This window comes from Nocardia vinacea, assembly GCF_035920345.1.
Classification (GTDB): domain Bacteria; phylum Actinomycetota; class Actinomycetes; order Mycobacteriales; family Mycobacteriaceae; genus Nocardia; species Nocardia vinacea_A.
The window spans coordinates 7,211,986-7,228,249 of sequence record NZ_CP109149.1; the positions used below are offsets into that span (position 1 = coordinate 7,211,986).

Genomic DNA, 16,264 nt, shown 5'->3' on the forward strand with positions numbered 1-16,264 from the left:
TCGGATGCGGCGGGTCAGGCGAACTGGCCCGCCGACCGCCCGTCACCCGTCGGCCCCGCGAAAGCCTGTGCGATGGTGAGCCATTCGGCGGCGTCCGCACCCACTGTTGCCAGCGCGAGATCGTCACGGTGACGTCGCTGCGTCACCAGTAGGCAGAAGTCGAATGCGTGACCGGTCACTTTCTGCGCGGCATCCTCGGGACCCCAGGACCACACGCTGTCGTCCGGTGCGGTGAGTTCGACTCGGAATTCCTCGGCCGGCACGGTCTTACCGCGCACTGTGTAGGCGAAGTTCCTGGTCCGCACGCCGATATGGGCGACCGTGCGCAGCCGGGCGGTCGGTGTCCTGGTCAACCCGAGTGCGTCGGCGATGTCCTGGCCGTGCGCGAAGGTCTCCATCATGCGCGCGCTGACCATGGATGCCGGGCTCATCGGCGGTCCGAACCACGGCAGTTTGGTGCCGGACGGCAGCGCGCGCAGCGCTTCGATCAGACCGACACGGCCGTGGCGCCATCGGTCGAGCAGTTCGGCGGCGGGTGCGGTGGCCGCCTCCTCGGCGGCCTCGTCGACGAAGGTGAACGCCTTCGGGCCCGCCTCCTCGACCAGCTTCGCGAAACCGTCCGGATCGGTGGCGGCCAGCGCGGCGACCTCGTCGGTCCAGGCCAGATGGCCGATCTGATGGGCGATACTCCAGCCGGGCGCCGGCGTCGGCGCGGACCAGTCCGCCAGCGGGGCGACGATTCGTTCCAGTTCCGCGCAGTCGTCGGCGAAATCGCGCAGGAGCGCGTCTAGGTCGGCCATCAGATCCCTGTCCCGTCCAGGCGCACTGCTTCGTACACCGTCGTGGTTCAGCATCGCAGCGGGTCCGAAAAAATGCAAGCATGCGTGCTTGTATTTGCCCCGAGCCCGCCGCCGACCGGATTCAGGCCGGTTACCAGCCGAAAATCGTCAGGTGGGCGGCGCCGACCAGCAGGCCGAGCAGTGCGCCGTGCAGGTATAACAGCCAGGCATCCTGTTCGACGGAGGCGTAGAACATCTCCATGAACTCCCCCGGGGTGAGGTCCTGGAGCTTGCGTGCGGCGAACTCGTCGATCTTCTTGGCCTGTTCGAGGGTGAACGCCTCGTCCTCGACCAGGCTGGGCGCCAGCCCGACCGCCGCGCCCGCGGCGCCGACCTTGAGATTGTCGAACTGGCGGCGGCCGAAGGCGACGCGCACGATCGAGGTGGTCGGGCCGAGTTGGCGATGGATCTCATCGGAGACCAGCCGCTCGATCAGCTGCCTGGTCTTATCGCCGTTCGGACCGTCGAGCAGTTCCTTGGACAGGTTCGGCAGCGTCAGCACCTGGTAGGCGAGGATGTGCGCGAGATCGGTCGCCGCCTGCGGCTGCCGCTTGGCCAGCAGCGCCTGCTTCCACAAATACTTGTAGCGCGGCTGCGGATCACCCGGTTCGAAGACCATTTTGACCGCGACGACATTCACGATCACGCCGATCGCCGCCGAGGCAAGCAGCACGATCACCCAACCCGGCACCCAACCCAACACCGGAATGGTGTGGTGCACATGCATATACAGTGCGAGCAGCAGGCCGAACGGCGCACCGAGTAGGCCGATGCGCACCATGAAACGCAATTCGGGGGCGGCAATGGTGGTGGTCAGATCCTTGAGGATGTACGGGTTTTCCTGCAGATACCGGATGACGAAGGTTTTGATATCGATGAGCTGGTCGACATTGTCGCCGAGCGATTCGAAGGCCCGCCTGGTCAATCCGGGCAATTCCCGGTCCACCCGCTGATAGATGACCTGCTTCATCGCCTTCGGCACACCGCGCCACAGGTCCGGATTCTCCCGGTACATCACCTCGTCGACGAGCGGTTTGACCTGCTTGCTCGCGAGTATCGCGAGGTAATCGGCAATACTCTCCAGATCCAGTTCGTGGATGAAATCCCGCGGACTGCCGATGCGCATCAGTGCCTTGTCGACGCAAATACTCGCCATCTTCTCCGCGCGCGCCGGAATGAATCCCTGGAATCCGAACCGGCGGCCGTCACCGGAGAATGTCGGCAGCACCTGGACTCGGCGCGGAAAATACGGATACAACACCTGGAGGCCAGGAATCCGGATTCCGCGAAAAACGACCGGCCAGAACAGCATCAGCACACCGGTCCAGTTGGTGAGCCAACCGGCGAGCGCACTGAAGATCGGAAAGGTGATCAGATCGACGGAGAACTTGGACAGGCCGGTCAGTGCTTCCCAATCGATGAACACTCCGGAGGTGAGTGTTGTCATCGTGGGATCCCCCTGAAGCCGCCCAAGTGGTGAGATATCTAGCTGCCAACATTCTCATTGGCTCCGACGGGGTGTCAATGCGGGACTACCTGGATCGACGGTGACCGGACTCCGACGTATCAGCCCGGGTGCGCAGTGCGGTCGCCGATCGCGATCCGACCTCGGTAGATATCGAGCTTGCGGTCGATGAGCGCGAGGTTCTCCTGGATCTCGGCGAGCTTGGCGACCACTTCGGCACGGTGTGCCTCCATCAGCGCGATGCGTTCGGGTTCGTTGCCGTTTCCGGCGGCCACGAGTTCGGCGTAGCGACGGATGGTCTGGATGGGCATTCCGGTGGCGCGCAGCCTGGTGCATACGTAGATCCAGTCCAGGTCGAGCTGGTGGTAGCGCCGCCGCCCGCTGGCGGTGCGGTCGATGGGGGTGATGACCAGGCCGGCGCGCTCGTAGTAGCGCAGGGTGTGCACGCTGACCCCGGTGCGGCGGGCGGCCTCGCCGATACTCAGCCCGTCCGGGTTGTCGCAGCGAACCGGTCCGGATACCGGCTGCCCATCGACTTCGAACACGCTCTGAATTCTAGTGCCGCATCGAACGCTGATCGCTCTGAGCGAACGTGGGCCGCGGTGTGGAACAAACGTGGAATGCCCGGGGTTGACTGGGCATCGCTCAACTTTTGGAAGGGTCGAACACGTGACTACACCACAGAACCTGCCGGTGCTGTTCCTGACCGATCCGATCGTGCTGCCGGGCATGGTCGTGCCCATCGAACTGGACGAATCGGCGCAGGCCGCCATCGACGCCGCGCGCGCCGCGAATACCGACGCGGTGCTGCTCGCGCCCCGATTGACCGAGGGCTACGCCTCCTACGGCGTCGTCGCCACCATCGAACAGGTCGGCCGGATGCGCGGTGGCGCGCCCGCCGCGGTGCTGAAGGCCGAACGGCGCGCCAAGATCGGCCACGGGGTCACCGGGCCGGGCGCCGCGCTGTGGGTCGAAGCCGAACCGGTCGAGACGCCCGTCGCCGACGGTCGCACCAAAGAGCTTGCCGCCGAATACAAGAAGCTGGTCGTTTCGGTGCTGCAGCGCCGCGAGGCCTGGCAGATCATCGACGCGGTCAATCAGCTGACCGATCCGTCGGCGATCGCCGACACCGCGGGCTACGCGCCGTACCTGACCGCCGAGGAGAAGCGTGAGCTGCTCGAAACTCCGGATACCGCACAGCGTTTGACCAAGCTGATCGAGTGGACCAAGGCACATATCGCCGAGGCGGAGGTCACCGAGAAGATCAGCGAGGATGTCCGCGAGGGCATGGAGAAGAGTCAGCGCGAATTCCTGCTGCGCCAGCAGCTCAATGCCATTCGCAAGGAACTCGGCGAGGACGAGCCCGACGGCGCCGACGACTACCGCACCCGGGTCGAGCAGGCCGATCTGCCCGATGACGTGCGCGCCGAGGCGTTGCGCGAGGTCGGTCGACTGGAGCGGGCCAGCGATCAGAGCCCGGAATCCGGCTGGATCCGGACCTGGCTGGACACCGTCCTCGACCTGCCGTGGACCGTGAAAACCACCGACAGCGCCGATGTTTCGGCCGCCCGCGCGGTGTTGGACGCCGATCACCACGGCCTGGACGAGGTCAAGGATCGCATGGTCGAGTACCTGGCCGTGCGCTCCCGCCGGGCCGCGCGCGGACTCGAGGTCGTCGGCGGACGTGGTTCCGGAGCCGTGCTCGCGCTGGTCGGTCCGCCCGGTGTCGGCAAGACCTCGCTCGGTGAGTCGGTGGCACGGGCCATGGGCCGCAAGTTCGTTCGCGTCGCCCTCGGTGGTGTGCGCGACGAGGCGGAGATCCGCGGGCACCGGCGCACCTACGTCGGTGCGTTGCCGGGCCGGATCGTGCGTGCCATCAAGGAGGCGGGATCGATGAATCCCGTTGTCCTGCTGGATGAAATCGACAAGGTCGGCTCGGACTTCCGCGGTGATCCGGCCGCGGCACTACTCGAGGTGCTGGATCCGGCACAGAACCACACATTCCGCGACCACTACCTGGATCTGGACCTGGACCTGTCCGACGTGCTGTTCATCGCGACCGCGAATGTCTTGGAGACCATTCCCGGCCCGCTGCTGGACCGCATGGAAATGATCAGCGTCGACGGTTACACCGAGGACGACAAGGTGGCCATCGCCCGCGACTTCCTGGTGCCACGGCAGCTGGAACGCAATGCGCTTACCGCCGCGGAGGTTTCGATCACCGACGAGGCATTGCGCGAGGTCGCGGCCAACTACACCCGGGAAGCCGGTGTGCGGCAGCTGGAGCGGTTGATCGCGAAGGCATTGCGCAAGGCTGCGACTCGGCTGTCCGAGGACGGAACTGGTTCGGCCGACAACGTGGTGTCGCTGGGTTACGACGCCGAGCTGGGTTACGACGCGCTGGAGTCGTTGACCATAGACCTGGAAAACCTGAAGGACTACCTGGGTCGCCCGCGCTTCACCCCGGATTCGGTGGAACGCACCGCGGTCCCCGGTGTGGCAACGGGTTTGGCGGTCACCGGTCTCGGCGGCGATGTCCTCTACATCGAGGCAAATGGCGCCGAGGGCGAGCGTGCGCTCACCCTGACCGGTCAGCTGGGTGATGTCATGAAGGAGTCGGCGCAGATCGCCCTCACCTACGTGCGCTCGCACCTGGCAGAGATCGGCATCGAACCGTCCGTGCTGGATCGCAATATCCACATCCACTTCCCGGCGGGTGCGGTGCCGAAGGACGGGCCGTCGGCGGGTGTCACCATGGTCACCGCCCTGGTGTCGCTGGCGCTCGGCCGGCAGGTGCGCGCGGATGTCGGCATGACCGGTGAGGTCACGCTGAACGGCCGGGTGCTACCGATCGGCGGAGTGAAGCAGAAGCTGATGGCCGCGCAGCGTGCGGGGCTGAAGACGGTGTTCATCCCGGCCCGCAACGAGCCGGACCTGGATGATGTGCCCGCCGAGGTGTTGGCCGCCCTGGATGTGCGCCCGGTCGCCGATGTGGCCGACATCCTGGCCTACGCCATCGAACCGGTCGCCGAACCGGCCCTGAGCGCCCCCGCCTTCGCGGCGAGCGCCTGATATTCCCCTGAAACGGGCCGTACCTGCGGGTACGGCCCGTTTCGTATGCATGGTCGCCGTGACCGCGACGCAAGGGCGGTGCAAGCCCGTGCGCACACGATCGTGGCATGACTCCTACGCAGCGGATTCCCGTTCTCGTTGTCGGCGGCGGCCTGGTCGGACTATCGGCCGCGCTGTTCCTCGAATATCACGATGTCCCTTATGTTCTCGTCGAAAAACGGACCAAGGCATCGGCGTTGCCGAAGGCGCGCGGCCTGCATACCAGGACCACCGAGCTGTTCCGTCAGGTCGGCGTCGAGGGGCGGGTCGAGCAGGCCGCCGCGACCGCATTGCGGGCGGGCAGCTTCGGTGGCGCGAGCCGAGGCACCAGCCTGATCACCGCCGAGCCGCTCGACCTCGGTCACTTGCGGGCGGCAATGGCGGCGGCCGATCCCAGCCCGTCGCAGTTCTGCTTCCTGCCCCAGGTACTGCTCGAGCCGGTGCTCGCGGAGCAGGCACGCGAACGCGGTGGTGACCTCCGATTCGGGGCCGAGCTCATCGACTTCGAAACCGATGACGCGGGTGTCACCGCAACCCTGCGTGACGAGTCGGGCCGCCGCTCGGTTATCCGGGCCGACTACCTCATCGCGGCTGACGGTGCGGCCAGCTCGATCCGTCGGGCACTGGGTATCGATGGCTGGGAGCTGCCGCCGACGCGCTACTACATCAATGCCTTTGTGCGGACGGATCTTACGGGGGTGCTGGGCGGTCGCACCTTCAGCCAGTGCGAGATCAGCAACGACACCATGCGCGGACTCGTCTTGTCCAAGAACAACACCGACGAATGGTCCTTCCAGCTCGAATACGATCCGACCCGTGAGTCGGCCGCGGACTATCCGGACGAACGCTGCGTCGAGCTGATCCGCGCCGCGATCGGCGTGCCCGATATCGAGGTCGAGGTGCTGGCGCGAAGTGCTTGGGACACCGGCAGTTTCGTGGCCGACGAGTACCGGCGCGGCCGGGTCTTCCTCGCCGGTGACGCCGCCCACCGGCACGCGCCGTGGGGTGGTTTCGGCGGCAATACCGGTGTCGCCGACGCACATAATCTGGTCTGGAAGCTGGCCGCCGTGCTTTCGGGTACCGGCGGACCCGCACTGCTCGATTCCTATCAGACCGAACGCTGGTCACGTGCGATCATCGCCGCCGAACAGGCCAATCTAGGAGACGACTTCGAAACCCGCTACGGCATCGAAACCCCTGACAACGCAGAGATGTTGGCGCGGCGGTTGGATTTCGGGGCGGTCATGTCGCGCTTCCGGTACGCGTCGAGCGCGGTATCGCGTAAGCCAGCGGATTGCGTCGAATGGGTCGAACCGCATGTCGATCGGCTGACCGGACAGGTCGGAACGCGACTGCCGCACCTGTGGCTCGACGCCGAGCACACCACCTCGACCTTGGATCTCTGTGGACCCGGTTACGCGATACTGATCGCCGGGAGCTCGGCTGCCTGGCGCGATGCCGCGGCCGATGCGCAGCGCGAGACCGGTATCGAGATCGCGGTGCACGGCTTGGGCGCCGAGTGGGGTGCCTGCACCGATCTGCCGGAGGGTGGGGCGCTGCTGGTGCGTCCGGACGGGCATGTGGCGGCACGTTCCGATCAGGGCCTGTATCCCAGGTCGCTGGTCGCGACGTTACGGTCGCTCATGGGCTGGTCGGCGTCGGTGCTGGACACCAAGGCCATGGCTTGATCCTGAGGGGCGTTTCCGGTGTGCCGCACAGTGATTCGCAATGGACCTCAGCTGCCGTCGGCCCCTGGTTCGCGCTCGACGGAGCGTGCATTGCCCTGGGCGACCGCGCACAGCACTGGTTCGGCGTCCGCACTCTCGGCATAGATTTCGCACGCGACGACGGCCTGCCGCCGCGTCGACCCGGTGACGGTGGCTTCGGCGCGCAGCCGGGTACCGGCGGCAGGCCGCAGGTAGGTGATAGTGAAGCCGCCGGTCAGCACATTGGCGCCGAGCACCGTGCCCGCAGCGAAGGTGAGGGCGTTGTCGGCCGCGTAGGACACCACACCGCCGTGTACGAAGCCGAATTGCTGGCCCAGCTCGGGACGGACGGGAATGATGAGGGTCGCGGCGCCGTCGCCGAATGCGGTGATCTCGGTGCCGACCAACTGCGCGAACGGCTGCGCGGCGAGCACCTGCTTCGCGAGATCCAGGTCGAGGGTGATCGTTGGCATGGATGACTCCGTTCAGTCGTTGGTTGTGCCCAGCGCCTGCCAGGCGGCATCGGCTAGTTCGCGCGCGACATCGATGGGGGCGGTGCGGATTTCACCGCCGAGCCAGTGTCGCGAGTACTCCTGCGCCGGGCCGAGCCACAGTGCGTAGACAAGGTCGAACTCGAGATCGCGCACCGCGCCGTAGCGGGCGTGGGTACGCCACCAGCGCAATACATTGCGCAGGAATTCGCGGTTGCTGTCGCTATCGCGGACGCCGGGCGGCCGAGCCGAGGTGAGAACCTTTGCGCGGTACTGATTTTCGGTAACCCACCGCAGATGTTCGGTGACGCCCGCGGTGACCCCCGCGCGTGCATCGGTGCTTTCGCCGACAACCACCCAGAAGTGCTCCTGATAGTCGGCGAGCGCATGCGTCCACACCTCGCGATACAGCTCCGCCTTGTCCGGAAAGTGGTGGTAGAGCGCACCGACACTGGCCCCCGCCGCATCGCGGATCTGGGTCAGCGTGGTCTCCAGCGTCCCCCGTTCCGCGAACTGTCGCTCGGCCGCCAACAGCAACCGATCTCGAATCTTCATGACCAGAATTTAGTTCTGTTTTGTGGGTCGCGCAATGCCCGGCCGGTCAGCGCGGAACGGTCAGACGGTCGGACGGGGCCGGCGCAGCAGCCAGGCCAGGAACGATCGCCGCGGCGGGCGCGGATACTTCGCCACCACGGCCCCAGAGCCGATTTCCCCGTCGACTCGGAGCTGCGGCGACCCGGGCAGACTGCCCTCGGTCACCTTGTTCTTGACGGTGCCGCTGCTGGCCTGCACCCGATCGAGGTCGACCCGCCAGCCGCGCGGCACGATCAATTGGACCCTGCCGGAACCCACGGCGACATGCACCACGACCTCGCGATGCGGGCACAGTGCCTGTGTGAAGTCGATTTTGATGCTGCCGGAGCTGCATTCAGCTGTGATCTCGGCCGGGACGATCCACGCGCCGACCTTCGCCCGCGCCCCACTGCTGGTGCGCAGTTCGATGGGTTCGCGTGCAGCGGCGATCACCGGCAGATCGGCGGTGATGGCGAAGAGTTCCTGTGCCGTCTGCGCCGAATAGACCGCTACCAGCCGTTTATCCAGTTCGAGCAGATCGAGTTGCCCCTCGTCGACAGCGAGCTGCAGCTGCTTGGCCGCGACCTCGCGATCGATATCGCCGACCCGAACCGCGGGCAGGTTGTCCGGTGCGTCGGTCATGCAGACACGCGCTCCTCCGCCTCCCCGCGCCTTTTGCCGGTCGTGGGGTGCATCCAAAATCACGTCGCGGGCCGCCGGTTGGTCGCTGGGCCCAGTTTTGGACGTTCCCGACGAGTTACCCATGTCCGTGCGAAATCAGTTCTTGCGTTGTCGAGTTTGGACGATACACCCGTCGTACGATCGCAGCAGCCGAACAAAGGGAAGCCCTAGTTCATGCCCAGGTGGCTGCTGCACGTCGATCTCGACCAGTTCCAGGCGGCGGTGGAATTCCGCCGCCATCCGGAGCTGCGCGGCCTGCCGGTCATCGTCGGCGGCAATGGCGATCCCGACGAACCGCGCAAGGTAGTGACCTGCGCGTCGTATCCGGCCAGGGCATTCGGGGTGCGCGCGGGGATGGCATTGCGCTCGGCCAAGCGCAAATGTCCCGACGGTATCTTCCTGCCGCTGGATATGGCCACCTACGAGGAGGCTTCCGACGAAGTCATGGCGCTGCTGCGGACCTTTCCCGGCCGCGTCGAGGTGTGGGGCTGGGACGAGGCCTTCCTCGCCGCCGATACCGACGATCCGGAGCAGCTCGCACGCGAAATCCGCAGCACCATCGCACAATTGGAACTGACCTGCGCGATCGGCATCGGCGACAACAAGCTCACGGCCAAGCTGGCGACCGGCTTCGCCAAATCCGCCGGCAAGTCCTCGGCCGCGCCCGCCGATACCGTTGGCGCGGCGGCGGGGATCTTCCGGCTCACCGCCGCGAACTGGGTCGAGGTGATGGCGCACCGCCCGACGAATGCGCTGTGGGGCATCGGAAATCGGATCGCCGCGCGGATGGCCGAACTCGACATCGAAACCGTCGCCGATCTGATGGCCGCCGATCGCCGGCGGCTCGCCACCGAGTTCGGTCCGAATACCGGCCCGTATTTCTGGGTGCTCGGCCACGGCAAGGGCGATACCGATGTCACCACCGAACCGCGAATTCCGGTGGGCCGCAGTAAATCCGAGACCTTCCCACACGATCTGACCGATCCCGAGGAGATCCGCGCACAGGTGGCGCGACTGGCCACCGAGGTCGGCGAGGAGATGGCCGCCGCGGGCCGCACCCCGCTGCGCGTATCGGTGACCGTCCGCAGCAATACCTTCTATACCCGTAGCAAACAGGAGAAGCTCCCCGAGCCGACCACCGATATCGCGGCCATCGTGGAGACCGCCCTGCGCATCATCGACCGGTTCGAATTGGATCGCCCCGTCAGGCTGCTCGGCGTGCGCCTCGAACTCGTACCGCAATAGCCGGCGGCGAAGATCCACCCCGGCACCGCCCGACGCTCGTATGCTCGTCGGCATGGAGTTCTGGGCGATGGTGGCACACGAATCGGACAGCGGGATCGTGCTCACGCGGCAGCAGGTCAACGAGGACTTCCTCGGGCCGGGTGAGGTCACGATCAAGGTGCACTACTCGAGCGCGAACTACAAGGACGGGCTTGCGGTCACCGCGGGCGGTGGCGTGGTCCGGAATTATCCGATCATCCCCGGTATCGATATCACCGGGGAGGTCGTCACCTCCGAGGTCGACGATTTCGCGCCCGGTGACCAGGTGGTGGCGCACGGCTATGACATCGGCGTTTCACATCATGGTGGCTACGCCGAATATGCCAGGGTGCCCGCTGACTGGGTGGTCAAGCTGGACGGTCTCAGCACCCGTGACGCTGCTGCGCTCGGTACCGCCGGTTTTACCGCCGCACTCAGCGTGCAGGGCCTGCTCGATCACGAGCTCACCCCGGAGACCGGCGCCGTGCTCGTCACCGGAGCGACGGGCGGTGTCGGCAGCGTCGCCATCGATATCCTGTCGGGCCTCGGTTTCGAGGTGATCGCCTCCACCGGAAAGACCGATGCGGGTGATCTGCTCGCCGAACTCGGTGCGAACGAGGTGATCGGTCGGCTGCCGGAGGATCCGAATGCGAAACTGCGTCCACTGTCGAAGGCCACCTGGGCCGGTGCGGTGGACAGCGTCGGCGGCAAATCCCTCGCCTATATTCTCAGCGCGATCGGCTATGGCGGTGCGGTCGCGGTCAGCGGCCTCACCGGCGGGCCGGATCTGCCGACCACCGTCATGCCCTTCATCCTGCGCGGCGTATCGCTGCTCGGCATCGACTCCGCGTACGTCCCGATCGACAAGCGGCGCGTGCTGTGGGCGCGGCTCGCCAATGAGCTGCGGCCCCAACACCTTTCGACCATCGAGAACTTCGCTCCCATCACCGAGGCCGAGAAGGTCCTGCACGCCATTCAGCACGGCAGCCACTCCGGCCGCACCGTATTCGGCGTCGCCGGCGAATTCTGACGGTACCCACCGAAGCCCGGAACGAGCCGGGCTTCGGTGGGTTCGGGCTCAGGCCGCGACTTCGACCGGTTCGTCCGCGAACTGCGTGCGGTACAGCTCCGCGTAGCGTCCATCGGCGGCGAGCAGTTGGGTGTGCGTGCCGCGCTCCACGATTCGGCCGTCCTCGAGCACCAGGATCTGGTCGGCGGCCCGAATGGTGGAGAGGCGATGCGCGATGACCAGTGCGGTTCGACCTTCCAGCGCTTCGGAAAGCGCCTCTTGGACAGCGGCCTCCGAGGTCGAGTCCAGTGAGGCGGTCGCCTCGTCGAGGATCACCACGCGTGGTTGCTTGAGCAGCAGCCGGGCAATGGTCAGACGCTGGCGTTCACCGCCGGAGAGGCGGTAGCCGCGTTCGCCGACGACGGTATCCAGGCCGTCCTGCAGTGACGTCACCAGCTCACGCAACCGAGCCCGATGCAACGCATCCCACAGCTCGGGCTCGGTGGCCTCCGGTCGGGCCAGCAGCAGATTGGCGCGGATGGTGTCGTGGAACAGGTGGCCGTCCTGGGTGACCAGGCCGACGGTGTCCCGGATCGAGGTCGTGGTCAGCCCGCGCACATCGGTACCGTTGAGCCGCACCGCACCGCCGTCCACGTCGTAGAGCCGGGAAACGAGTTGGGCCACAGTGGATTTCCCGGCACCGGAGGAACCGACCAGCGCGACGAGCTGACCTGGCTCGGCCCGCAGCGAAACATTGTGCAGCACCTCCACCCCGCCGCGGGTATCGAGTGTCGCGACATCCTCGAGCGAGGCGAGCGACACTTTATCGGCCGACGGGTAGCCGAAGGTGACATTGTCCAGTTCCACCGCGACCGGACCCGCGGGCACCGCGACAGCATCCGGTGCGTCCTCGATCAGCGGCTTCAGATCCAGCACCTCGAAGACCCGCTCGAAGCTCACCAGCGCGGACATGATCTCCATCCGGGCACTGGCCAGCGCGGTGAGCGGTGTGTAGAGGCGGGTCAGCAGCAGCGAAAGCGACACCACCGCACCGGCATCCAACTGACCGCGCAGCGCGTACCACCCGCCGAGTCCGTAGACCAGGGCCAGCGCCAGCGCCGAAACCAGGGTCAGCGAGGTGACGAAAACAGTCTGCAGCATCGCGGTGCGCACCCCGATATCGCGCACCCGACGAGCGCGGAGTGCGAATTCGTCCGACTCCTGCTGCGGCCGTCCGAACAGCTTCACCAGCGTCGCGCCGGGCGCGGAGAACCGTTCGGTCATCTGGGTGCTCATCGCCGCATTGAGGCCCGCGGCTTCGCGCTGCAATCCGGCCAGTCGATTGCCCATCCGCCGCGCCGGAACCACGAATACCGGCAGCAGCACCAGCGCGAGCAGCGTGATCTGCCAGGAGATGCGGACCATGACGGCGAGGGTGAGCGCAAGGGTGACCAGATTCGTGACGACACCGGAGAGCGTGTCGCTGAACGCGCGCTGCGCCCCGATCACATCGCTGTTCAACCGGCTGACCAGCGCACCGGTGCGGGTCCGGGTGAAGAACGCGACCGGCATCTTCTGCACATGATCGAAAACGGCCGTGCGCAGATCCAGGATCAGCCCCTCACCGATCCGCGAGGACAGCCAGCGAATGATCACCCCGAGTGCGGCATCGACCACCGCGAGCCCGCCGATCAGGACGGCGAGGGTGACCACGGCGCGCGGCGCCGCGCCGCCGACAATGTCGTTGACCACCCGCCCCGCCAGCACCGGCGTCGCCACCGCGAGCAGTGCGGACACCACGCTGAACAGCAAGAACGCACCGATCCGGCGGCGGTGCGGCCGCGCGAAGCGCAGAATCCGCTGCGCGGTCGCGAGCCGGAACGGCCGCTGCTCCTGCGGCGCGTTCGCCCGCCGATACATCTGGCTCCAGGCCACCGATTCGATACTCACTGTGTTGCTCCCTCTCGCTCCCCACCCATCGAACACCTGGTCACCGACACTAAGACCTCAACAGAGGTTGAGTGCAAGCCCATTCCGTATCGATTCCGCGCACAGCGAACAGAGTGCTGATCTTGCGTCGTGCGGGCGCATAGGCTGGCGGGGTGGGTGTGCAGGGGCTGGCGGCGGTGTTGGGGCGCGGGATTGCGGGCGAGGTCGATGCGTCCGCGCGTAGGCGTGCCGAGTACTCCTCCGATGCGTCGAATTATCGGGTGCTCCCGGCCGCGGTCGTTTTTCCGCGTGGTGCCGAGGATGTGGCGCGCACGCTCGAATTCGCCAGGGGTGATGGGCTGTCGGTTACCGCGCGGGGTGCGGGGACGTCGGTGGCGGGCAATGCCATCGGGCCCGGGATCGTGGTGGACTTCAGCCGGTATATGAATGGCATCGGTGAGCTGGACCCCGGGCAGCGCACCGCACGCGTCCAACCTGGTGTCGTCCTCGGCGAACTCCAGCGAAAGGTAGCTGTGCACGGGCTGCGGTTCGGGCCCGATCCCTCGACACAGAATCGGTGCACGCTGGGCGGGATGATCGGTAACAATGCGTGCGGACCGCATGCGGTGGCGTGGGGGCGCACCTCGGATAATGTGCGTGAGCTGCGCATTCTCGATGGAACAGGAGCCGAGCGGACGCTGGCGGCCGACCCATCGGTAATTCCCGGCCTGCCCGAATTCACCAGGGCCGGTCTCGCGGTGATCCGCACCGAACTCGGCCGATTCGATCGGCAGGCCTCCGGCTACGGGCTGGAACATCTACTGCCGGAACGTGGTTCGGCGGTTGCGAAGTCATTCGTGGGCACCGAGGGGACCTGCGGGCTGCTGCTCGAAGCAACGGTAGATCTGGTCCCGTTGCCGCGGGCCACCGTTCTCACAGTGCTCGGCTATCCCGATATCGCAACGGCCGCCGACGATGTCGCGGCGGTCATGGCCTGCGACCCGATTGCGGTCGAGGGTATCGATGCGCGACTGGTCGATATCGTGCGCGTGCATCGCGGGGCCACCAGCGGTGTGCCGGAACTGCCGCGCGGTAGCGGCTGGCTGTTCGTCGAGTCCGCCGGTGATACCCCCGCCGAGGCGTATGCCGCGGCCGAGAAGCTTTGCCGAACCGTCGATGCGCTGGACTCCAGGATTGTCACCGATCCTGGTGCCGCTGCGGCACTTTGGCGCATTCGAGCCGAAGGCGCGGGCCTGGCCGGTCGCACTCCGGCGGGTCATCCGGCCTGGCCGGGCTGGGAGGATGCGGCCGTACCACCGGAGCACCTCGGTGCGTATCTGCGCGATTTCGCCACGCTGACAAAGGACCACGGCGTGGACGGACTGCTCTACGGTCACGTCGGCGACGGCTGCATCCACGTCCGTCTCGATCTGCCGATTGCCGATGCGCCGCAACGCTTTCGGAACTTCATACAGGATGCGACCGAGCTGGTGGTTCGCTACGGCGGCTCGCTCTCCGGCGAGCACGGCGATGGCCGGGCCCGCTCGGAATTGCTCTCGATCATGTACTCCCAGGACGCGCTGGACGCATTCGCGGGGTACAAGGCGCTTTTCGATCCAGATGATGTGTTGAACCCGGGCGTCCTGGTTGCGCCGCGCCCCATCGATGCCGACCTGCGGCTGGTCGGAGTGCGGCCGATCGGAACGGACGGCTTCGCATTTCCGCACGACAACGGCGATATCACCACCGCCGTCCATCGCTGCGTCGGTATCGGCAAATGCCGCGCCGACACCCACGCGACCGGTGGTTTCATGTGCCCGTCGTATCTGGCCACCGCCGACGAGAAGGACAGCACCCGCGGCCGAGCGCGTGTGCTGCAGGAGGTGGTGCGCGGTGCACTTCCCTGGTCGTCCGAGGCGGTCGCCGAATCGCTCGATCTGTGCCTGTCCTGCAAGGCATGTCGCTCCGACTGCCCGGCCGGGGTCGATCTGGCGACCTACAAGTCCGAGGCGCTCTACCGCCGCTACCGGCACCGCCCGCGTCCGATTGATCATTACGCGCTGGGATGGCTGCCGCGCTGGCTCGGTGTCGCGGGTCGCATGCCGCAAGCGGCGAATGCGCTGACCGAAATCGGGTGGTTGCGCCGAATCGCCTTGCGTGCGGGCGGAATTGATCCGCGACGTGCGGTACCGCGACTCGCCGACCGCACCTTCCGCAGGAGCTGGCACGACCGGGGGGATTCGGACGGGGCACCCGAAGTGCTGCTGTGGATCGATACCTTCACCGATGCCTTCGATCCCGAAATAGCCCAGGCCGCAGTGCAACTGATGGAATCCCTCGGCTACCGAGTCCGCATACCGCGGCGGCGCGTGTGCTGCGGGCTCACCTGGATCAGCACCGGACAACTCGACGGTGCTCGGGCTCGGCTCCGCGCGACACTGACCGAACTGGACGAGCACGTGCGCGGCGGCGGCATAGTCGTCGGCCTCGAACCGTCATGTACGGCGGTCCTGCGCTCGGACCTGCCGGAACTGCTACCGGACGACCCGCGCGCGGCCGCTACCGCCGCGGCTGTGCGCACACTCGCCGAATTTCTTGCCGAACAGCCGAACTGGCGGCCGCCGCCGCGACCGGGACAGTCGGTGGTCGTCCAACCGCATTGCCATCACCATGCCGTAATCGGCTTCGACGTAGATCGCCAACTATTAGCCAGCATGCAGATAAATGTGACAGAGGTCACCGGATGCTGCGGTCTGGCCGGAAACTTCGGAATGCAATCCGGCCATTACGACATTTCGGTCGCCGTCGCCGAGAATGGCTTGCTCCCGGCGCTACGGAATGCCGACGACGATTCGATCTTGATAGCCGACGGCTTCTCGTGTCGAACCCAGGCCATGCAGCTGAGCGGCCGCCGAGGCCAACACCTCGCGCAATTCCTGCTCGGCGAATGAATCTCAGCTGCCGAACGGCAGCGTGCCGGGAGAAATCTGGTAGCCCGAGCTGCCCGCGGAAGCCACACCCCAGGCATTGAGCAACCAGTTGAGCGCGTTGGTGATCATTTCGTACCTCCGTTTGGCGACTGCCAGCTGTTTGCCGAACGCATAAATATCGCCACACTAATTCTTCGCGTTACAAAATAGCGGCGATCTGCGGTTATGCCGAATCTGTATGGCAAATCGCGCATTCGGACCGAAACA

General features: G+C 66.3%; 12 protein-coding genes. 5 read left to right on the plus strand and 7 right to left on the minus strand.

All coding sequences use genetic code 11. The features are described from left to right. Window positions 1-14: 14 nt before the first annotated feature. From OIE68_RS32885 to OIE68_RS32895, 3 genes are all read right to left on the minus strand, one after another. A complete protein-coding gene (locus tag OIE68_RS32885) occupies window positions 15-800 on the minus strand; it encodes a TIGR03084 family metal-binding protein (RefSeq protein WP_327094858.1) in 786 nt (261 codons plus the stop codon). Window positions 801-930: 130 nt separating this feature from the next. Further along, the gene (locus tag OIE68_RS32890) at window positions 931-2,286 is read right to left on the minus strand and encodes a hypothetical protein (RefSeq protein ID WP_327094859.1); all 1,356 of its coding nucleotides are present in this window, start codon (window positions 2,284-2,286) and stop codon (window positions 931-933) included. Window positions 2,287-2,405: 119 nt separating this feature from the next. Continuing rightward, complete coding sequence (locus tag OIE68_RS32895) at window positions 2,406-2,849, minus strand: MerR family transcriptional regulator (protein ID WP_327094860.1); 444 nt, start codon at window positions 2,847-2,849, stop codon at window positions 2,406-2,408. 184 nt (window positions 2,850-3,033) lie between these two features. Here OIE68_RS32895 and lon point away from each other — a divergent pair, with 184 nt between their 5' ends. Further along, entirely contained in the window at window positions 3,034-5,376 is a 2,343-nt protein-coding gene (lon, locus tag OIE68_RS32900) for an endopeptidase La (protein WP_419150828.1), read from the plus strand. 107 nt (window positions 5,377-5,483) lie between these two features. Continuing rightward, window positions 5,484-7,103, plus strand: coding sequence for an FAD-dependent monooxygenase (locus tag OIE68_RS32905; protein ID WP_327094862.1), 1,620 nt, complete (start codon window positions 5,484-5,486; stop codon window positions 7,101-7,103). Between the two features lie 47 nt (window positions 7,104-7,150). Here OIE68_RS32905 and OIE68_RS32910 read toward each other — a convergent pair whose 3' ends face one another. From OIE68_RS32910 to OIE68_RS32920, 3 genes are read right to left on the minus strand one after another with little or no spacing between them, the layout of a single operon-like run. Further along, the gene (locus OIE68_RS32910) at window positions 7,151-7,594 is read right to left on the minus strand and encodes a PaaI family thioesterase (protein WP_327094863.1); all 444 of its coding nucleotides are present in this window, start codon (window positions 7,592-7,594) and stop codon (window positions 7,151-7,153) included. Window positions 7,595-7,606: 12 nt separating this feature from the next. After that, window positions 7,607-8,167 carry a TetR/AcrR family transcriptional regulator gene (locus OIE68_RS32915; protein ID WP_327094864.1) on the minus strand — a complete coding sequence of 187 codons (561 nt, stop codon included), beginning with the start codon at window positions 8,165-8,167 and terminating at the stop codon, window positions 7,607-7,609. 60 nt (window positions 8,168-8,227) lie between these two features. Further along, window positions 8,228-8,827: a DUF1707 domain-containing protein gene (locus OIE68_RS32920; RefSeq protein WP_327094865.1), complete on the minus strand. Its 600-nt coding sequence runs from the start codon at window positions 8,825-8,827 to the stop codon at window positions 8,228-8,230. 213 nt (window positions 8,828-9,040) lie between these two features. Between OIE68_RS32920 and OIE68_RS32925 the strand changes: the two genes are divergently transcribed. Then, window positions 9,041-10,111: a DNA polymerase IV gene (locus OIE68_RS32925; protein ID WP_327094866.1), complete on the plus strand. Its 1,071-nt coding sequence runs from the start codon at window positions 9,041-9,043 to the stop codon at window positions 10,109-10,111. Between the two features lie 52 nt (window positions 10,112-10,163). Beyond that, window positions 10,164-11,159, plus strand: coding sequence for an oxidoreductase (locus OIE68_RS32930; RefSeq protein WP_327094867.1), 996 nt, complete (start codon window positions 10,164-10,166; stop codon window positions 11,157-11,159). 48 nt (window positions 11,160-11,207) lie between these two features. Here OIE68_RS32930 and OIE68_RS32935 read toward each other — a convergent pair whose 3' ends face one another. Next, window positions 11,208-13,088, minus strand: coding sequence for an ABC transporter ATP-binding protein (locus OIE68_RS32935; protein ID WP_327094868.1), 1,881 nt, complete (start codon window positions 13,086-13,088; stop codon window positions 11,208-11,210). A 152-nt stretch (window positions 13,089-13,240) separates the two neighbouring features. On the opposite strand from OIE68_RS32935, the gene OIE68_RS32940 reads away from it, so the two are divergent. Beyond that, window positions 13,241-16,018, plus strand: coding sequence for an FAD-binding and (Fe-S)-binding domain-containing protein (locus OIE68_RS32940; protein WP_327094869.1), 2,778 nt, complete (start codon window positions 13,241-13,243; stop codon window positions 16,016-16,018). Window positions 16,019-16,264: the final 246 nt, after the last annotated feature.